The 19,001-nt window shown below is 65.0% G+C and carries 18 protein-coding genes, 4 tRNA genes and 1 pseudogene; 10 read left to right on the top strand and 13 right to left on the bottom strand.

Going from position 1 to position 19,001, the window contains the following annotated elements; translation table 11 throughout:
• Nucleotides 1-75: 75 nt before the first annotated feature.
• On the top strand, nt 76-471 hold the full coding sequence (locus CBI38_RS40530) for an acyl-CoA dehydrogenase family protein (RefSeq protein ID WP_418328317.1): 396 nt from the start codon (nt 76-78) through the stop codon (nt 469-471).
• An 8-nt stretch (nt 472-479) separates the two neighbouring features.
• On the opposite strand, the gene CBI38_RS06150 is transcribed toward CBI38_RS40530, so the two are convergent.
• The 5 genes from CBI38_RS06150 to CBI38_RS06130 form a co-directional block, all read right to left on the bottom strand.
• The gene (locus tag CBI38_RS06150; RefSeq protein WP_159919768.1) at nt 480-1,133 is read right to left on the bottom strand and encodes a TetR family transcriptional regulator; all 654 of its coding nucleotides are present in this window, start codon (nt 1,131-1,133) and stop codon (nt 480-482) included.
• A 188-nt stretch (nt 1,134-1,321) separates the two neighbouring features.
• Nucleotides 1,322-1,398 (bottom strand) — tRNA-Phe (locus CBI38_RS06145).
• Between the two features lie 66 nt (nt 1,399-1,464).
• Nucleotides 1,465-1,538, bottom strand: a tRNA-Asp gene (locus CBI38_RS06140).
• A gap of 110 nt (nt 1,539-1,648) precedes the next feature.
• Nucleotides 1,649-1,721, bottom strand: a tRNA-Glu gene (locus CBI38_RS06135).
• Between the two features lie 98 nt (nt 1,722-1,819).
• Nucleotides 1,820-2,476 carry a TetR/AcrR family transcriptional regulator gene (locus tag CBI38_RS06130; RefSeq protein ID WP_109327271.1) on the bottom strand — a complete coding sequence of 219 codons (657 nt, stop codon included), beginning with the start codon at nt 2,474-2,476 and terminating at the stop codon, nt 1,820-1,822.
• A gap of 317 nt (nt 2,477-2,793) precedes the next feature.
• Between CBI38_RS06130 and CBI38_RS06125 the strand changes: the two genes are divergently transcribed.
• Nucleotides 2,794-2,869, top strand: a tRNA-Lys gene (locus CBI38_RS06125).
• A gap of 49 nt (nt 2,870-2,918) precedes the next feature.
• Here the strand turns inward: CBI38_RS06125 and CBI38_RS06120 are convergent.
• Nucleotides 2,919-3,503, bottom strand: coding sequence for a TetR family transcriptional regulator (locus CBI38_RS06120; protein WP_109334887.1), 585 nt, complete (start codon nt 3,501-3,503; stop codon nt 2,919-2,921).
• Nucleotides 3,504-3,630: 127 nt separating this feature from the next.
• Here CBI38_RS06120 and CBI38_RS06115 point away from each other — a divergent pair, with 127 nt between their 5' ends.
• Nucleotides 3,631-4,104, top strand: a complete 474-nt coding sequence (locus tag CBI38_RS06115; RefSeq protein ID WP_109327269.1) for a DUF4334 domain-containing protein — start codon at nt 3,631-3,633, stop codon at nt 4,102-4,104.
• A gap of 48 nt (nt 4,105-4,152) precedes the next feature.
• Nucleotides 4,153-5,242, top strand: a pseudogene (locus CBI38_RS06110) (NAD(P)-dependent alcohol dehydrogenase).
• Nucleotides 5,243-5,252: 10 nt separating this feature from the next.
• On the opposite strand, the gene CBI38_RS06105 reads toward CBI38_RS06110, so the two are convergent.
• The gene (locus tag CBI38_RS06105) at nt 5,253-5,837 is read right to left on the bottom strand and encodes a hypothetical protein (RefSeq protein WP_109327267.1); all 585 of its coding nucleotides are present in this window, start codon (nt 5,835-5,837) and stop codon (nt 5,253-5,255) included.
• A 485-nt stretch (nt 5,838-6,322) separates the two neighbouring features.
• On the opposite strand from CBI38_RS06105, the gene CBI38_RS06100 reads away from it, so the two are divergent.
• The 4 genes from CBI38_RS06100 to phoU all read left to right on the top strand — a co-directional run bounded on the left by CBI38_RS06100 (nt 6,323) and on the right by phoU (nt 11,423).
• A complete protein-coding gene (locus tag CBI38_RS06100; protein WP_109327265.1) occupies nt 6,323-7,279 on the top strand; it encodes an acyl-ACP desaturase in 957 nt (318 codons plus the stop codon).
• Nucleotides 7,280-7,357: 78 nt separating this feature from the next.
• Complete coding sequence (gene dusB / locus CBI38_RS06095; RefSeq protein WP_109327263.1) at nt 7,358-8,500, top strand: tRNA dihydrouridine synthase DusB; 1,143 nt, start codon at nt 7,358-7,360, stop codon at nt 8,498-8,500.
• Between the two features lie 118 nt (nt 8,501-8,618).
• Entirely contained in the window at nt 8,619-10,646 is a 2,028-nt protein-coding gene (locus CBI38_RS06090; RefSeq protein ID WP_109327261.1) for an LCP family protein, read from the top strand.
• An 81-nt stretch (nt 10,647-10,727) separates the two neighbouring features.
• Complete coding sequence (gene phoU, locus CBI38_RS06085; protein ID WP_109327259.1) at nt 10,728-11,423, top strand: phosphate signaling complex protein PhoU; 696 nt, start codon at nt 10,728-10,730, stop codon at nt 11,421-11,423.
• Between the two features lie 59 nt (nt 11,424-11,482).
• Here the strand turns inward: phoU and pstB are convergent, their stop codons facing one another.
• The 6 genes from pstB to CBI38_RS06055 form a co-directional block, all read right to left on the bottom strand.
• The gene (pstB, locus tag CBI38_RS06080) at nt 11,483-12,259 is read right to left on the bottom strand and encodes a phosphate ABC transporter ATP-binding protein PstB (protein WP_109327254.1); all 777 of its coding nucleotides are present in this window, start codon (nt 12,257-12,259) and stop codon (nt 11,483-11,485) included.
• Nucleotides 12,260-12,290: 31 nt separating this feature from the next.
• Complete coding sequence (gene pstA, locus CBI38_RS06075; RefSeq protein WP_109327250.1) at nt 12,291-13,199, bottom strand: phosphate ABC transporter permease PstA; 909 nt, start codon at nt 13,197-13,199, stop codon at nt 12,291-12,293.
• Between the two features lie 4 nt (nt 13,200-13,203).
• Complete coding sequence (gene pstC / locus CBI38_RS06070; RefSeq protein WP_109334886.1) at nt 13,204-14,283, bottom strand: phosphate ABC transporter permease subunit PstC; 1,080 nt, start codon at nt 14,281-14,283, stop codon at nt 13,204-13,206.
• Between the two features lie 64 nt (nt 14,284-14,347).
• Nucleotides 14,348-15,466 carry a phosphate ABC transporter substrate-binding protein PstS gene (gene pstS / locus CBI38_RS06065; protein WP_109327249.1) on the bottom strand — a complete coding sequence of 373 codons (1,119 nt, stop codon included), beginning with the start codon at nt 15,464-15,466 and terminating at the stop codon, nt 14,348-14,350.
• A 218-nt stretch (nt 15,467-15,684) separates the two neighbouring features.
• Nucleotides 15,685-16,596 carry a mycothiol synthase gene (gene mshD / locus CBI38_RS06060; protein ID WP_109327248.1) on the bottom strand — a complete coding sequence of 304 codons (912 nt, stop codon included), beginning with the start codon at nt 16,594-16,596 and terminating at the stop codon, nt 15,685-15,687.
• On the bottom strand, nt 16,596-17,351 hold the full coding sequence (locus CBI38_RS06055) for a winged helix-turn-helix transcriptional regulator (RefSeq protein WP_109327247.1): 756 nt from the start codon (nt 17,349-17,351) through the stop codon (nt 16,596-16,598). Before CBI38_RS06055 ends, mshD begins: the two co-directional genes overlap by 1 nt.
• Nucleotides 17,352-17,555: 204 nt before the next feature.
• Here CBI38_RS06055 and CBI38_RS06050 point away from each other — a divergent pair, with 204 nt between their 5' ends.
• Nucleotides 17,556-18,335 (top strand): LmeA family phospholipid-binding protein, encoded by a 780-nt coding sequence (locus tag CBI38_RS06050; RefSeq protein WP_109327246.1) that lies wholly within the window; start codon nt 17,556-17,558, stop codon nt 18,333-18,335.
• Nucleotides 18,332-18,811: a thioredoxin family protein gene (locus CBI38_RS06045; protein ID WP_109327245.1), complete on the top strand. Its 480-nt coding sequence runs from the start codon at nt 18,332-18,334 to the stop codon at nt 18,809-18,811. Before CBI38_RS06050 ends, CBI38_RS06045 begins: the two co-directional genes overlap by 4 nt.
• Nucleotides 18,812-19,001 lie beyond the last annotated feature (190 nt).

Below are 19,001 nucleotides of genomic sequence, written 5' to 3'. Positions count from 1 at the left end.
CGAATCTGGCGTCAAGTTCAAGTGCAATGCTCACAATTTTGACGCAATAGTTGTCGTTCTCTACCGCAGCGGTGAATGGCTACGACGGAAGGGACGGCGGTCTCGTACAGTCAGCCATCACCGCCAAGGCTCCTGTGCATTCGAAGTCGCGCTGCGAGCGCGGACGCTGCGAGGCTGTCTACATCGCCGGTCGCCCGGGCCGAGCAGGTCGTTCCGGGATTTGGTACGCGAGTTCGTCAACTGTCATCTGGTGCCCAACGAGGAGAAGTTCATCGAGCAGCGCTACATCGACGCGAGATCTGGCTCGAGGCCGACGCCAACGGCCACCTAGGCTTGGAGGTTCCAGAACAGTACGGCGGCAGCGCCGCTCATGACTACCGGTTCAATGCCCGAGCTTCGCGCGTCTGCAGCGGTGCCTGCAGGGCGTCGCCGACGTGCACATCCGTCAGCGACAGTCGTTGTCGGGAGTAGTCCGACCTTCAGCCGCCCAGTCGCCGGAACACGAGGCGGACAGCAAGAGTGAGGTGCGACATGACCTCGTCCACCGAGATGCGGCCGGCCACCCACGACACCAGGCTCGACATCCAGACGTCACCGATCACGCGTATCGCGTTCAACTGGTCGTCCGAGATCTTCTCGACACCGATGGTTTTGGCGAACATCTCCGTCATCAGCGCGCCGAAGGCATCGAGTTCAGCCGATGCCGACGCGTCGGCGAACATGAACGCCCGAACCAGCGCCTCGTACCGCGGTCGGTCCTTCTCCAGCACTTCCGTGTTCTTGCGGAGAACGAACAGAATCCGTTCGGACGGCGTGTCGCCGGGAATCACGACGTCCTCGAAGCGGGCGCGCATTCCCTCGAACACCATGAGGAGTCCCATGACGAGCATGTGATTCTTCGAGGGAAAATACCGATATACCGTGCCGAGGGCGACCCCGGCCCGATCTGCGATCGCCCGCATCTGCACGGCGTCGTAGCCACCCTCGGACGCGAGTTCCATGGCCGCCGCGACGATGCGCTGATAACGCTCCCGTTGCGGTGCCTTCGCTGCCCGTGAGGGGAGTTGTCCGTGACGCAGCAACGACAACAGCCCGTCGCGGCCCGCGGTCAACGGCTCTTCAGCAGTGCTCATGGGGTCAGCCTAGCGAGTCGCCAGGGCCTCCCCGGTGGCGGTTGCCCGGCAACCCGGACAGCACGGAACACTTCCTCGCCGCGGCGTACAGAGCCACCGGTCCTACCGAAGATCGTCGAAAGTAGCGTCGTCGTGCGGCGCCGGAATGAAAAAACTCCGCTGTCGATGATCCGACAACGGAGTGTGCTTGGTGGCCAGGGCCGGGATCGAACCGGCGACCTTCCGCTTTTCAGGCGGACGCTCGTACCAACTGAGCTACCTGGCCGGACGGCACCCGAACCGAATGCCTATCGCATTGCGTATCCGATACCGGGTATCGGATACGCATCTGCGACCCTGACGGGACTCGAACCCGCGACCTCCGCCGTGACAGGGCGGCGCGCTAACCAACTGCGCCACAGGGCCTTGCTTGTCCTGCTGCGCTTCACAAGTGAAGCGATACTGCATGTCACTTTTACTGCTGTCCTACTTTTACTGCTGCCGAACCATACCGCATGCTCGACACCGGTCAAACGTACCCCCTACGGGATTCGAACCCGCGCTACCGCCTTGAAAGGGCGGCGTCCTAGGCCGCTAGACGAAGGGGGCCCGTCGGATTTCTCCGAACCAGTACCTCAACGGCGTTCCGTTGGGAGCTTGGATAGCTTAGGACACAGATCGAGAAAATCCCAAATCGCCAGGTCAAACTATAATTCGGGCAGTTCTGACCGACATTCGGGCCATCCCTGCCTGGCAAACTTCTCGTGCCATTGCTCGGATGCCATCGCAGCAAGGACCACCTCGAGCGATTCCTCGAAGAGGTCGGCCAGGTCGCCCCTCAGTTCCGTCAGATCCGCCATGTACCTCTGACCGGCCAACGAGGCCGCCAGCACCCGGGTGAACTTCTCCGTGTCGACACCCTCCCGCAGCAGCCCTTCTTTCTGCGCGCGCAGGGCGAACTGGCGAGCGGTGGCGCCCCACACCTGCGAACCACCGGATTGCACGTCCGCGTAGAACTCGGGCTCGATGATGAGCCGGAATTCGGCCTGCACGATCACATTGGTGCGGAACAGCTCGGCCAGATCGACGACGAGGCAGTGCAGCGCCTCGAAGGGGTCCAGGTCGTTGCGACGCGTCCAGCGTTCCGTCAGGGCGGTGAACTGCTCGACCCCAGCCTGCAGAACAGCTCGGGCGAGTTCTTCCTTGGATTGGAAGTGGAAGTACATCGCCCCCTTGGTGGCGTTCGAGCCCTCGAGAATCGTGTTCACCGACGCAGCGGCGTAACCGCGCTTGGCGAATTCGATCGCGGCCGACTCCACCAGTGCAGCGCGAGTACGTCGCGCACGCTCCTGTTGACGTGCCATGGCGGTAGATCCCTCTCCGGCTGTTCCGGGCTCCGACGTCCAGGACGCGAAGTCTCACATAACAGTATGCCCGTTTCGAAAAAACCGACACAACAGTCTGTCCGCCATGAAAAGTACCGCCTGAGCCGACCCCAGGATTTTTATGGGGCAGTAAACAGACCTCTGCCAAAAACACACCGAGTGGTATAATTTGGGTCGGCTCGGGTGCGCTGCAGGGGGTGCGCACCCGAGCCCACCCGTCGGTTCGAGACAGGTGACGGCGTGTCGGGGGGTCCAGTTCTCACCCCGGCCGTCCGCGCACTAGACTCTGGCTCCGCGCCCCTATAGCTCAGTTGGTAGAGCTACGGACTTTTAATCCGCAGGTCGTAGGTTCGAGCCCTACTGGGGGCACCACCACTCCCCTTACTCGGCGCCTTCGCCGGGTAAGGGGTCAGCGGCCCGTTCAGGGCTCGGAGCCCGGCACCGCGATCAGTCGCCGCACGGCCTCGACAGCTGTCTGTCTTCGTTCGCAAGCGCCGCGCTGGCCCGATCTTCCGCCGTGAAACGCGAGACGTGTCGTCGCGAGCGTGCGCGCGATGTCGGTGATCACCAGCAGCAACTCAGCGGGGTTCCACGACGGGTCGATGAACCCCGCCTCCTGGCCGCGACGAATCTCGGCGATCTTGGGCCGCAATGCGCGGATCCGCATGTCGTTCTCGTCGTCCAGCTCGCCCATCTCCAGATCGGCCCATTCCTGCAGTCTCGCGTTCTCGGGATGAGCCAGATAGTTGTCGAACAGTCGGCCGACGTACCCGGGCAGGTCGTCTCCGCGCAGCGCGGTCTCTCCGGTCGTTTCGACAATCCACTGGTGCGAGACCGCGTCGAAGAGCGCTTCCTTGCTGTCGAAGTAGGCGTACAACCGATCCTTGCTCGCCCGGGCTGCCGCCGCGATGCGATTGATCCGGGCCCCGGCCACTCCGTAGCGAGCGAACTCCTCCTTCGCCGCAGCGAGAATCCGTTCCCTCGTGGCTTCACCGGCTGAACGCATACGGATCATCCTAAGTTGACCGTTGCCGAACCGTTTGGTTCGGCGTAGGGTTCCGTTTCGGCGAACCAGATGGTTCGCGAACATCATTCCGAGCGCAGCATCCAGCGCTCTCTCCGGAGGACTGTCCATGGACATCGATGAGGCACGCAGCACCTTCAGCACACTCCGCCGGCTCGAGAGCGGCGTATCCCCCGACAACCTCGACGCAGTGTGGGCAGCGCTCGACCCGGTCCGCGCCGAAGAGATCCTCGGGCAGTGGAAAGGTGACGACTTCGCCACCGGACATCGCCTCCACGAGAAACTCGCCGCGAGCCGTTGGCACGGAAAGACGTTCAATTCGCTCGACGACGCGAAACCCCTGATCTGCCGCGACGCGGACGGAAACCTCTTCTCCGACATCGCGAGCGGAAACGGGGAGGCAAGCCTGTGGAACATCGAGTTCCGGGGTGAGGTGACCGCGACCATGGTCTACGACGGCGCGCCCATCTTCGATCACTTCAAACGGGTCGACGACACCACCTTGATGGGCATCATGAACGGCAAGTCCGCACTCGTCCTCGATGGTGGCAGGCATTACTACTTCGTTCTCGAAAGAGACTGACCCGGTGACGAATCGACGAATCGCCCCCTCGACACCGAGGACGCTCCCATGCAGATGAAGGCCGCACTTTCCCGTGACCCTCGGTCGTCTTTCTCGCTCGAAACGGTCGAGCTCGATCGTGCGCGTCCCGACGAGGTGGTCGTGCGCATCGTTGCCACCGGGCTGTGCCACACCGACCTCATCGCCAAGTCGACGCTTCCCGCCGCGATGGGGCCGGCCGTCTTCGGGCACGAAGGCGCCGGAGTCGTCGAGGAGGTGGGCGCACTGGTGAAGGACATTTCACCGGGTGACCACGTGGTGCTCAGCTATCGGCACTGCGGCGCCTGCCGGCAGTGCCGCGGCGGGCATCCCGCCTATTGCGAACGCGCCCAACAGCTCAACAGTTCGGGACGCCGACCGGACGGATCGACGACGATCACCCAGAACGGTGGAGACGTGCGGGCCACCTTCTTCGGCCAGTCCAGCTTCGCCGAGTACGTGGTGGCGACGGCGGACAACGTGGTCGTGGTGGACAAGTCCGTGGATCTCACCCTTGCGGCGCCCTTCGGATGCGGTTTCCAGACGGGAGCGGGTGCAGTTCTGAATGTGCTTGCTCCGAATGACGATTCGACCGTGGTGGTCTTCGGCGCCGGAAGCGTCGGATCCGCAGCCCTTCTCGCTGCCCGCGCGAGCGGGGGTTGCGACGCTGTGCGCGGTAGACACCGTTCCTGCACGACGCGCCCTCGCGGAGGATTTCGGTGCCGTGGCCCTCGATCCGGCCACCCAGGACGTCGTCGCCGAGATTCGGGCACTGACCGGCGGCGGCGCCACCCATACGCTCGATACGACGGGAATTCCGGCGGTGATCGGCCAGGCCGTCTCGTCACTGCGGGAAAGGGGCACGGCCGTCGTGGTGGCACTAGGCGCACCCGACGTCACAGTGAACATCCAGGACGTGATGCGCAAGGGCAAAACTCTGCGAGGGTGCATCGAAGGTGACTCGTCGGTGCAGACCTTCATTCCGCGGCTCCTCGCCCTGCACGCGGAAGGGAAGTTCCCGGTCGACCGGCTCGTCACCCGATACCCGTTCACAGACATCAATCGCGCCGTGGCCGATCAGACCTCCGGCAGCGTCGTCAAACCGGTACTGGTGTGGTGATCGGCAACCCTCAGCGTGCGGACGGCGCCTCACCGGGTCCCGTCGCCGGGCCCTTCGAATCGGCATCACGGAGCTCGGCGAGATCCTCGCCGCGCTTGCGATAGGTGTAGGTGAGCCCGATGACGCCGAGGAAGGCGACGACGCCGATGATCGCGCCCGCCAGAGACGCCCCCCGGAACCCGGGCGCGTCCACATCCATGATGCGTTCGCCCGCATGCGCCGCACTGTTCCCGCCGAGCACCACGCTGAGTGTCAGGAGATTGGGCAGCGCGACGATCACGGCGACAATCAGCATGATTACCTGCATCGGTCTGAATCGGCGCCGGCGGAACAATCGCCAGGCTCCGCGGAACAGCAGGAGTGGAATGAGAGTGCACAGGAGGCCGAACAACAAGCCCCAGAGAATTCCGGCACCGAAGCTGCCGTCGGCCAGCCCACCGACGTTCTGCGCCCACGCCCGCGGAAGGTAGGCCGCCAGAATGAAATAGGCGATGACCAGGACTACCAGGACCGCAGCGACAGCAATAGCCTTCTTCGCCCAGGCGGGCAAGCCCGGCTTCGCTGGTGTGGTCGAACCGTTGATGTCGGCCGTCATCGTTCGTCCCCCTGCGTCGGCACAGTTGCCATGACCCGATTGTTGGCCGTGCCGGGGTCCAGCGCAACCACGTGCACTGCCGTCGTGAAGAAGCCTGTTATTCGTGGAGAAGCTCCACGGCGTGTCGGGATTCACATCACGGTACGACACACCGAAGAAATCGGACACGAAACGGTCAGCGACTGCAAGGCCCAGGACTCGGGCACGTAACGACGACCTCGGCAAACGCCGCAATCTGTGACCGCCCACAGTGCCCGGCCAGCCGACGTGATGATCTTTCCCGCATAACCGCGCAGGTCACTGCCCATCGGCGTCTCCCAGTACACTGTGTGTAACGGTCGGCCGTGTCGCGGCGACAGACCCCGGAGATTCGATTACGGATCGGTAACTTCCACGGTCTCCGGCGCACCGAAGGCGTTTACCGACGTACTTACGGTGCCGTAGGCTGAACGACAGTCACAGTGAGCTATATGGAGGCTAAACACATGGCGAGGGATCTGACCCAACTCGAGCTGCTGCAGGAGCTGCTGCCGGTCGCAGAAGAGAACGTCAACCGCCACATCTCCATGGCCAAGGAATGGCATCCACACGACTACGTTCCGTGGGACGAAGGCCGCAACTTCGCTGCGATGGGCGGAATCGACTGGGATCCGGAGCAGTCACAGCTCGACGAGGTCGCCAAGGCCGCCATGATCACCAACCTGCTCACCGAGGACAACCTTCCCTCGTATCACCGTGAGATCGCCGAAAACTTCTCCCAGGACGGCGCGTGGGGCACGTGGGTCGGCCGCTGGACCGCCGAGGAGAACCGTCACGGCATCGTGATGCGTGACTACCTTGTCGTGACCCGCGCCGTCGACCCCGTCCAGCTCGAGCGCTTCCGCATGGAGCACATGACGAACGGCTTCGCCTCCCCCGCCGACGTCGATGCCGGCTTCCTCCACTCGGTGGCATATGTCACCTTCCAGGAGCTGGCCACCCGGGTGAGCCACCGCAACACCGGTAAAGCCTGCAAAGACCCCGTCGCCGACAAGATGCTGCAGCGCATCGCGGCCGACGAGAACCTGCACATGATCTTCTACCGCAACATGTGCGGTGCAGCCCTCGATCTCGCGCCCGACCAGGCACTCGAGGCCATCAACATGATCGTCCAGAACTTCCAGATGCCGGGCGCGGGAATGCCGAACTTCCGCCGCAACGGCGTGCTCATGGCCAAGCACGGCATCTACGATCTCCGGCAGCACCTCGAAGAGGTCGTCATGCCGGTCCTGCGCAAGTGGAACATCTTCGAGCGGTCCGACTTCACGGCCCGTGGCGAAGAAATCCGCGAGTCGCTCGGCGCCTTCCTCGAGAACCTCGAGGGCCAGGCCACCAAGTTCGAGGAGCAGCGCGACCGCATGCTTGCTCGCGAGGCCAAGAAGCGTGAGCAGAAGGCTTCGTAGCCGAAACAGCTATCCTGTGCCCGGTACCGGATTCGGTGCCGGGCACGCTTTTTGTCAGTACTTTCCCAGAGGTCGTCAATGTCTACCCTTCGTATCGGTTCGCTCGAGCTGCGCAGCCCGGTGGTGCTCGCTCCCATGGCAGGCATCACCAATGTCGCATTTCGCACGCTGTGCCGGGAACTCGAGACGGAGCGGGCGGGGAGCACGTCCGGCCTCTACGTCTGCGAGATGGTGACCGCCCGGGCACTCGTCGAACGGCAACCCGCAACTCTCCACATGACCACGTTCGGGCCGACGGAGACGCCGAGGTCGCTGCAGCTGTACACGGTCGATCCCGACACGACATACGCGGCGGCCAAGATGATCGTGGACGAGAACATGGCCGACCACATCGACATGAACTTCGGCTGCCCGGTACCCAAGGTGACACGCAAAGGTGGCGGCGCGGCCTTGCCGTACAAGCGCAACCTGTTCGGCCGGATCGTCGCCGCCGCCGTCAAGGCCACCGAGGGCACCGACATCCCGGTGACGGTGAAATTCCGTGTCGGCATCGACGCAGAACACCACACGCATCTCGACGCCGGCCGCATCGCCGCGGCCGAGGGCGCCGCCGCTGTCGCCTTGCACGCGCGCACCGCGTCCCAGCGGTACTCGGGTACGGCCGACTGGAACGAGATCGCGCGGCTCAAGGAACACGTCACGGACGTTCCGGTGCTCGGAAACGGTGACATCTTCGACGCCGGGGACGCGGCCCGCATGATGGACCAGACCGGGTGCGACGGCGTCGTCGTCGGCCGCGGATGCCTCGGCAGGCCGTGGCTGTTCGCCGAGCTGAGCGCCGCATTGAACGGACTACCACTGCCGACGCCGCCCACCCTCGGTGAGGTCGCGACCATCATCCGGAGGCACGCCGAACTCCTCGCCGCTCACCACGGCGAAGACAAAGGCCTCCGGGAACTGCGCAAACACGTCTCCTGGTATCTGCGCGGATTCCCGGCCGGCTCCGATCTGCGCGTGGCCATGGCCCTCGTCAGCACCCTCACCGAACTCGACGGGCTCCTCGCCCAGCTCGATCCGTCGATCCCCTTCCCCAAGGACGCCGAGGGACCCCGGGGACGCCAGGGCTCGCCGGGAACCGTGGCCCTCCCCGAGGGCTGGCTCGACGATCCCGAGGACTGCCTGGTTCCGGCTGGAGCGGACATGATGCACTCGGGCGGTTAGGAGCAGGGGGCGAGTCGCATCGCTTCCCGAGTGGAGCGCCGACGTTCGATAAGTACTATGACTGGAATCCGTCGGCCCCGACGGAGGTCCGGGTCGGCGGAAAGGGCAGGTTGTATCGGTGGGTGATGATCACAGTTCGGACGCCCCGGCGCCCGAATCGCGCGCCCCCTGGGAACGCCCTCTCGCCGATCAACGCTATCGGGAAGCGCAGTCGGGACGACAACGTCGGCTGCCTCCACGCCAGCCATCTCCGGAACAGCGGCCTCCCGAACGTCCGGCTCCGTCGGACCGTCGTCCCCCGATCGAGCGCACGGACGCCATCCGCCAGGACAGCGGGCGCATCGGCCGGCGCGCGGCCGGCGGACCCACCGAAGGCCTCTCCGTTGCAGACCTCGTCAAGAAGGTCGCCGGAGACGAACCACAGCGACCGGATGATCCGGACAAGACCGAGACGATCGCCCCCGTCGACGAGCGACATCCCCCACCCGGTGCCGTCGCCCCACCGGAGCCGACGTTCACACCTCCGCCCTCACAACTCGCCACCGACGACGCAGAGACCGGCTGGTATGCGGACGCCGAAACCACCGCGACTCCTCAGGTCGTCGGTAATCCGGGATTGACTCGTCTGGCGTTGAGCAAGAGCCGTCGACGCCGCCGCCTGCGGGCGGTGGGACGAGCGTTCGTCGCGTTGGTGGCGGTGATCGCGCTCGCCGGAACAGGAATCGTGTGGGGCTACCTGCGTTCCACCGAAGGCAAGTTCGACCAGATCGCCGCCCTCGACACCGAGTCGACGGATATCGTCGACGCAGGTGGGCAGACCGGTGACGAGACCTATCTCATCGTCGGCACCGACACGCGAGCCGGTGCCAGCGGCACGATCGGCGCCGGAACGGTCGAGGACGCCGAGGGTTCGCGCGCCGACACCGTGATGCTCGTCAACATTCCTGCTGATCGCAGCCGCGTCGTGGCGGTCTCCTTTCCCCGCGACCTCGACGTCGAGCGCCCGGTCTGCCAGGGCTGGGACAACGCCACCGGGACGTACACCGAGGAAACGTTCCCCTCCGCCGAGGGCGACAAGCTGAATGCCACCTACGCCCTGGGCGGGCCGAAGTGTCTGGTGAAGGTGATCCAGAAGATGTCGGGCCTGAAGATCGGCCACTTCGTCGGCATGGACTTCGCCGGTTTCGAGTCGATGGTCAACGAGATCGGTGGCGTCAAGATCTGCACCACACAGCCGCTCGAGGATTTCGTCCTCGGCACCGTGCTTCCCGAGGCCGGCACCCAGGTGCTCGACGGAAAGACAGCGCTGAACTTCGTACGTGCCCGCCACGTGGAGGCGGAGGGCAACGGTGACTACGGCCGCATCAATCGTCAGCAGCGGTTCCTGTCTGCGCTTCTCCGAGGAGCTCTGTCCAGTCAGGTACTCCTCAACCCCGGCAAGCTCAACGGGTTCATCAACGCCTTCACCCGAGACACGTTCGTGGAGAACATCGACACCAAGTCCCTGGTCACACTCGGCCGTTCGCTGCAGAACGTCGACGCCGGCGCGGTCACCTTCCTGACGGTCCCAACCGCAGGAACGACCGACTGGGGAAACGAGATTCCCCGCACCGATGACATCAAGGCCATCTTCCGCGCCATCATCGACGACGCTCCGCTTCCCGGGGAGAAGCGGGCCGAACCAATCGAGGCTGCAGCCTCCGCCCCCACTCCGACGCCGAGCGCACCACTCTCCGTTTTCGCGGTAGACCCGACCAGCGTGTCGGTGCAGGTTTCGAACGCTTCCGGCGAATCGGGGCTGGCCGCGACCACCGCGGACGCGCTGGCCGCACAGGGTTTTCAGATCTACAACGTCGGCAACTACACCGCCACCAGTGCCGAGACGGTCGTCCGGTTCTCCCCCGGGCACGAAGCCGAGGCCGCCACCCTCGCGTCGGCCTTCCCCGGCGCGATCCTCGAGTCGACCTCCGGGTTGGGCACGGTGACCGAGGTTGCCGTCGGGTCGAACTTCTCCGGGACCGTGCAGGCACCGAGCGCGATCGACACCCCGCTGGACATGTCCGGGGTGCGTGTCGGCCAGCCGGAGGACGTCGAGATCCCCGCCGATCTTGCGGTGGTCAATGCCGGCGACGCGTCCTGTGATTGAGCGCTGATCAGGCACGTCGTTCACCCCGCGTTCACCCTGCGATCGTGACTTGGACTCCCGTGCACCGTAGGCTGTGACCTCATGCGCGTGGCTTACAACGAACAAATGACCGAGCTTGCCGACCTGCTCGGTGAGATGGCGGGGCTTGCGGGGGCCGCCATGGAGCGGGCCACCCAGTCACTGCTCCAGGCCGACCTCTCCCTTGCCGAGCAGGTGATCGGAGAGCACGACAAGATCACCGATCTCAGCACCATCTGCGAGGAGCGTGCGTTCGCCCTCCTCGCCCTTCAGGCACCCGTTGCCGGCGACCTCCGCTCCGTCGTCAGCGGAATCCAGATCGTCGCCGATATCGACCGCATGGGAGCCCTCGCACTCCATGTCGCCAAGATCGCGCGCCGCCGACATCCCAATCACGTTCTGCCCGAAGAGGTCAACGGATACTTCGCCGAGATGGGGCGCATTGCCGTCTCCATCGGTGCAGCCGCCCGTGAGGTTCTCGAGACCCGGGACCCCGAGCGGGCCGCACGCCTCCGCGAGGAGGACGAGGCGATGGACGACCTGCACCGCCACCTGTTCACCGTCCTGATGGATCGTGAATGGAAGCACGGCGTAGCCGCGGCCGTCGATGTCACGCTGCTGGGCCGTTTCTACGAGCGTTTCGCCGACCATGCCGTCGAGGTGGGCCGCCGCGTCATCTTCCTGGTCACCGGCAAGCTGCCCGACGAGACCGGCCCTGTGGCCGATGCCGACAACCTGACCACCTACCCCGATCTGTAAGAGCCTTTCCAACACGAACGCCCCGACCGAATTACGGTCGGGGCGTTCGTCGTCGAGCTCTATCCGAAGCGGCCGGAGATGTAATCCTCGGTGGCCTTCTGCGTCGGGTTCGAGAAGATCTTCTCGGTGTCGTCGATCTCCACGAGACGGCCCGGCTTGCCGGTCGCCTCGAGGTTGAAGAACGCCGTCTGGTCACTCACCCGCGCTGCCTGCTGCATGTTGTGGGTGACGATGACGATGGTGAAGTCCTTCTTCAACTCGGTGATGAGGTCTTCGATCGCGAGCGTCGAGATGGGGTCGAGAGCGGAGCAGGGCTCGTCCATCAACAGCACGTCGGGCGATACCGCGATGGCACGGGCAATGCACAGACGCTGTTGCTGGCCACCGGAGAGGCCGCCGCCGGGCTTGTCGAGACGGTCCTTCACCTCGTTCCACAGGTTTGCGCCGCGCAGTGAGCGCTCCGCCACCTCGTCGAGCCGCTTCTTGTTGCGCTCGCCCTGCAGTTTGAGACCGGCCACCACGTTGTCCTTGATGGACATCGTCGGGAACGGGTTGGGACGCTGGAACACCATGCCGATGGTCTTGCGGACACCGACCGGGTCGGTGCCGGAACCGTAGATGTCCTCACCGTCGAGGAGGATCGAACCCTCAACGCGCGCACCGGGAGTCACCTCGTGCATACGGTTGAGGGTGCGCAGGACGGTCGACTTGCCGCAGCCGGACGGTCCGATGAAGGCAGTCACGTTCCGCGGGGGAACCGACAGCCCGACATCGGCGACGGCATGAAACTTGCCGTAGTAGATGTTGACGTCCTTGAGATCCAGACGCTTGGCCATTACCGGCTCCCTACTGATGTATGTGTATGTGTCACTTGCTACGAACCTGTGAGAAGTGGCCGATGACCTTGGCCAGAACGTTGAGGATGGCGATGAGCAGGATCAGCGTCAGCGCCGCGCCCCAGATGCGGTTTGTGCCCGCATCGGTGGGGTTGTTCATCTCGGACACCATGACCCCGGGCAGCGTCCCCATCTCACCACCGAACAGATCGAAGTTGATGAACGGTGCGTAGCCGACGAGGATCAGCAGCGGAGCCGTTTCTCCCATCACGCGGGCGAGGGCCAGCATGACACCCGTGATGATGCCGGGAAGCGCAGTGGGAAGCACGATCCTGGCGATCGTCTTCCACTTGGGAACACCGAGTGCGTAGGACGCTTCCCGCAGGTCCTGGGGGACGATGCGGAGCATTTCCTCGGTACTGCGGATGACGACGGGAACCATCAGCAACACCAGCGCGAGCGACACCGCGAATCCCGACTTCGGGAAGCCGAAGGTCGCGATCCACAGTGCATAGATGAACAGGGCCGCCACGATCGACGGGACACCGCTCAGGATGTCGACCATGAAGGTGGTGAGCTTGGCCAGCCGCGACTGCCGGTCGGCGTACTCGACGAGGTAGATCGCCACGAAAAGGCCGAGCGGGATGGACAGCAGCGCGCAGACGAGTCCTTGCAGGATCGTGCCGATCAGCGCGTGGTAAACGCCACCGCCGGCCGCCGAGGACGTCAGGCCACTGAGCGAGTGGGTGAACCAGGTAGCCGAGGTCAGGGCGGGAATTCCCTTGGCGATCGCGGTGAACAGCACCCACACCAGCGGAATCAACGCTATGAGCACCGCCAGCGTGACGAGCACGGTAGCGGTGACGTCCGTGATACGGCGCCGGGTACCGACACCCCGGAATGTGGGCGCCTTGACCGGCTTGTCGAGGGTCGCGGTCATGGGATCAGTCCTTCTTTCCTGCGATCACGGCGCGGGCAGCGGCGTTCACGACGAAGGTGAGCACGAAGAGCACGAGACCGGCGGCGATGTAGGCGCCGGCCTGGATGTCGTTGTTGAACTCCGCGTAGCCGAGAGCGATCTTGGAGGCGATGGTGGCGCCGCCGTCGAACAGCGACCAGGAGAACGACTGCGAGGTGGTCCGCAAGATCAGATACAGCGCCATGGTCTCACCGAGAGCGCGGCCGAGGCCGAGCATGGAACCACTGATGTAACCGGACTTGCCGAACGGGATGACCGTGGTTCGGACGACCTCCCACCGGGTGGCACCGAGCGCGAGCGCCGCCTCGATGTGCGCGGTGGGCGTCTGGACGAACACTTCCCGGGTGACCGCGGTGATCACCGGCAGGATCATCACACCGAGAACGATGCCCGCGGTGAAGATGGTGCCGCCGCCGAGGATGGATCCGCTGCCGGTCGCGAACAGCGGAAACCAGCCGAGATTTTCGTTCAGCCAGATGGCGAACGGCTTGATTGCCGGGGCGAAGACGAGGAGACCCCACAACCCGTACACGATCGACGGCACTGCGGCGAGCAGGTCGATGACGTATGCCAGCGGGCGCTTGAGCCAACTCGGTGAGTACGCAGTGAGGAAGATCGCGATTCCGAGAGCAACAGGCATTGCGAGCACCAGCGCGAACACCGACACCAGCAGGGTCACCTGGAAGAGGTCGAGCACACCGAACGCCATCGCATTGATGTCGACGGTGACCCACTCACGGCTGGTGAGGAAGTTCACTTCGTTCCGGCTCAGAGCAGGAACCGCGCGCCACACGAGGAAGATGCCGATCGCCGCGATGAGAACGGAGACAAAGATCGCCGAACTGGTCGCGAGCGAGCGGAAGACCCGGTCTCCGGGCCTGGTGACCGCCTTGCCGGGGGTCCCTCCCGCCGAAGTCGGGGTCGGGGTCTCGGCCTGGGTAGAACTCAACTCGGCCTCCGGGGTGCCGTTCGGACCGCCCACCCCGGCCCCGCCTGAAGCGGAGCCGGAGGTGCGAGGTGCTGATTCGGTGGGCGCTTCACTCATCTGCGCTCGCATTCTTTCTCGTCAGGATATAGAGACATGAGCGGTCCGAACGAACTGCGTGCTATCAGCCGATGGCGGCGATCGACGCGTTCAGCTTCTCCTTGAACGTGTCGGGCAGCGGCACGTAGCCCTGCTCGGCCAGGTCGGCCTGACCCTCGTTCGCGGCACTGGTCAGGAACGACTTGATCGCAGCCGAGGTGTCGGCGTCGTATCCCTTGGAGCACACGATCTCGTAGGTGGCGAGCACCAACGGGTATGCGCCGGACTCCTGGGTACCGAAGATCGAAGCGAGGTCGAGGGTCAGGTCGCCCGTGCCCTCACCCTTGAACTGCGCACCCTCGATCGCCTTCGCCGCGGACTCGTCGGACAGCGTGATGGGGCCGGAGCCGTTGTCGATCTGCGCGGCCGACAGCTTGTTCTGGTCGGCGAAGGACTTCTCGACGTAGGTGATCGAGCCGGGGGCGGAGGCCACTGCCTGCGCGACACCGGCCGAACCCTTGGCGCCCTCACCGATACCACCGGTGAAGTCGGAGCCGGCGCCGGTGGTCCAGGCGCCGTTCGAGGCGGCGGTGAGGTACTGCTGGAAGTTGTCGGTGGTGCCCGAAGAATCCGAGCGGATGATCGCGGTGATGTCCTGATCCGGCAGGGTGGCGCCCTCGTTGAGCGCGGCGATGGCCGGATCGTTCCACTTCTTGATGGTGCCGTTGAAGATCTTGGCCGTCACCTCGCCGTTCAGCACGAGGTCCTCGACACCGTCCAGGTTGTAGGCGACGGCGACGGGCCCGAAGACGAGCGGAAGGTTCCAGGCCTCGCCGCCGACACAGCGGGCCTTCGCCTGCTCGGCCTGCTCCGCCTTGATTGCCGAGTCGGAACCTGCGAAGTCGATCTGGCCGGCGATGAACTGCGTACGGCCGTCACCGGATCCGCTGGGGTTGTACGCGAGGTTGACGGTCTTGCCCTTTTCCTGGCAGACGGAGATGTAGGTGGACACGAACTGGTCCATCGCGTTCTTCTGCGCCGAGGAACCAGCGGCAGAGAGGTTGGCCTTGCCCTCGCACGTGGCGTTGGAAGCCGACACGTCGACTCCGCTCGTTGCGGCGTTGTTGTCGCTGCCACACGCGGCCAAGGTCATGGCACCCAGGGCCACTGCACCGAGCAGGGCACCATTGCGCTTGAAATTCACCTAGTCCTCCGGAAATATCGTCTCGCCCACGATCGGGCGGCGACATGAGGCGCGGATCGCTGGTTGAATCCTGCACCAGGCAACACGGCGCTGCCCATGGAGAAACCTAGGGGTAGTGAATGTCCAGTAGGACCATGATCGGTGAACGGAAAGTGAACAGACCACGCATTCGTCCAGATTTCCCGGACGTACGGCCGACCGGAACGTAGTGGAGACCGTCAGCGGCGCGCGTAGGCCACGTCGACGTGGAACGGCGCGAAGCCCAGCCGCTCATAGGTATGGAGGGCGGCAGCGTTGTCGCCTTCCACATAGAGCAGTACTGCCCCGATTCCCCGGTCGCGCAGATAATGCAGTCCGGCGAGCGTGAGGAATCGGCCGAGTCCACGCCCCTGCGCCGACGGGTCGATCGCCACGACGTAGACCTCACCGATCGCCGGATCCTCGCCCTGTGCGGGATGCACCTTCGTCCAGTGGAATCCGAGCAAGGTGCGCTCGTCCGACGCCTCGAAGGCCATGAACAGCCCCGCGGGATCGAACCAGTCCTCGGCGCGACGCTCCGCGATCTCGCGCGCGGTCCACGAACCCTGCTCGGGATGCCAGGCGAATGCGGCGGCGTTGACCCGCAGCACCTCGGAGTCGTCCTCGACTCCACGGTAGGCGCGCAGCGTAATACCCTGCGGCGCAACGAGTTCCGGCAGATCAGTGCCCGCGAGCGGACGCCTCAACTGCAGCAATTCACGTGCACCGGCCAGTTCGAGACGCCGCGCTACCGCCTGCGCGGCCGGCAGATTGCCGTGCGCCCAGACCCGCGAGTCAGGGCCACCCTCGTCCAGCGCCTCGGCGACCAGGCGGCCACCGATTCCGCGGCCACGGGCCTGCGGGTCGACCGCGAGTTCCGCCATTGCAGGGTGCTCGCCGTGACCCGGCTGCAACTGCGCGTACCCGACCACGCGATGTTCGTCGGTCCATACGAGATGTCGCGCCTCGCCGACGCCGGCCAACGCGTGGATTCCCTGCTCCGACACCGCGGCGGTCCCATCCGCCTCCGCTGCCCGCTCCAACAGCGCGGACACTTCGACGGCCTGCGTCGCGTCGAGTCGATCCTGCCAAGACTGCACCGAAGCACTCATCAGATCGCCGGCCCCTCGGCCGACTCGAAGTCGATGTCGTCGGCATCCATGTCGTCGACGGGCACGACCGGTGTACCCGACTTGGTCCTGGCGGGTCGAACAGCCTTGTAGCCCACGTTGCGGACTGTACCGATCAAGGATTCGTACTCGCTGCCCAGCTTCGCCCGGAGGCGCCGCACGTGGACATCGACGGTGCGGGTGCCGCCGAAGAAGTCGTAGCCCCACACTTCCTGCAGCAACTGCGCGCGGGTGAAAACGCGTCCCGCGTGCTGCGCCAGGTACTTGAGGAGCTCGAATTCCTTGTAGGTGAGGTCGAGGGGACGGCCACGAAGCCGGGCCGTGTAGGTGCCCTCGTCGATGACGAGTTCGCCCAGCGTGATCTTGCCCGAGGCCTCCGGGCTGGCAACTCCACCGCTGCGCCCGACGAGCAGACGCAAACGTGCGTCGACCTCGGCAGGTCCGGTGCCGGGCAGAAGGATGTCGTCCAATCCCCAGTCGGAATTGACGGCCACCAGGCCACCCTCGGTCAGCACGGCGACCACCGGTACGGCAGAACCGGTACTTCCCAGCAGCCTGCACAGGCCACGGGCGGCCGCAAGATCAGTCCGCGCGTCCACCAGGGCGATATCAGCAGAGCTCGCTTCCAGAAGCGAAGACACCTCCGTCGGAGCAGGCCGCACCGAATGCGCCAACAGGGAGAGGGCCGGTAGGACCGCCTCCGGGTTGGGGTCGGAGGTAAGAAGCAGTAGCTCCACACAGCCTCCCATCTCGTCACCGTCGTACCCGACCGGCCGACTGGTGAGACAGCCGGTGCAGGTAGATCGACCCTGAAGGTATCGACACTTTTGTCGGTGACAGAGTAGCGCGCCACCAGACCTGTTCGTTGCACCGAACCCCCGAGGCCCGGCGCCGATGGTTGCACCGGCGCCCACGGTCACCGTGTCGGTCACAATGGGGCCGTGCGGAAACTCATCATGGGAATCGTCTTCCTCGTCGCCCTCGGTCTCGTCGTCGACTTCGGGGCGGCGGCCTACGCGGAGTACCGGGTGTCGAGGGAACTGCGGGCGGGCGCCTCGCTCACGGCGGATCCGGAGGTCACGGTTCACGGGTTCCCGTTCCTCACCCAGGCCTGGGAGGGCGAGTACGACAACATCGAAATCCGGGCACAGGGGGTACAGAGTGATGTGGTGGGCGAGGTGACGATCGAGTCCACCCTCCAGGGCGTCTCGGCCCCGCTGTCCGATCTGGTGGACGGCTCGGTCCAGGCGCTTCCCGTCGATCACCTGACAGGCCGGATGCTGATCGACGCCACCGACCTGGGCAGATTCCTCGGCATACCTGACCTGCAGGTGTCGGCACCGCCGGCGAGCAAATCGGACGGCACCGGCGGATCGGGTGGCTCGGGCATGCCCACGGCGGGGGGCGTCGTCCTCACGGGCACGGTTCCGGTCGGGCCGATCGAGACGACGGTCAGCGTGCAGGCCGACCTCGTTCTCGAGGGCGGCCAGGTGAAGATCGTGGCCAGCGACTTCTACTTCGGTCCGGAGGGTCACGCCGACTTCAGCATCCCCGATCCCCTGGCTCCCGCCATCCTCGGACTCTTCACCCGGACGATCGACCCCAGGGAACTGCCCTTCGGGGTCCAGCCCACGGAGGTCTACGCCGAGGGTTCACAGATAGTCATCGAAGGTGTGGGCAACGACGTGACGATCGACCTCGACGAACTGCAGAACAGATGACCGAGATCACATTGCTGATCGTCACACTGCTCGTCGCCATTGCGTTCGGGCTTTGGTGGCAACGCAGGCAAGGCAGGGTTCGTACCCCGAGCGGGTCGACTGACTCTTTCGTGACCGATGAACGGCGACGGCTCCTCGGGGCCGCCGGCGTGGGTTCCGAAGCGGCAGCGTCTCACCATTCGGCGACCGTGCTGCATTTCTCCGCAGACTGGTGCGGCCCGTGCGCCGCCGTGCGCAGGGTGGTGGGACAGGTCGTCCAGGACCTCTCCGACGAGCCGCACCCACCGGCCGAAGTGGAACTCGACATCGACGAATACCCCGCTCTCGCCAGGGAACTGGGCGTTCTGTCCCTGCCGACGACGTTCATTCTGGACAGCGACCTGCGCGAACGCTTTCGGGTGTCCGGTGTGCCTTCCGCAGCCGACCTCCGCGCCGCCTTGGAGCCGCTCTCCCGGCCCCCCGCTTCAAATTCCTGAAGAACCGGGTAAACTCACCGACGTGCAATCCAGCCACGAGCTCATGCTCACCCGACGCCGCACGGTTGACCTGTGCCGCCTCGGGGCTTGTTGCTGTACCTGCTGCTGATCACCAGGGCTGTCACTTTCTGCTGACACCGCGGACTCCGCTCACGTGATCGAAACCCGATGACGACGATGTTCGTCGCCC

The sequence above is a fragment of the Rhodococcus oxybenzonivorans genome (genome assembly GCF_003130705.1).
In the GTDB taxonomy this organism is placed as follows: domain Bacteria; phylum Actinomycetota; class Actinomycetes; order Mycobacteriales; family Mycobacteriaceae; genus Rhodococcus_F; species Rhodococcus_F oxybenzonivorans.
The sequence above is the reverse complement of the archived record's forward strand: the minus strand, read 5'-3'. Positions and strand labels throughout refer to the sequence as shown.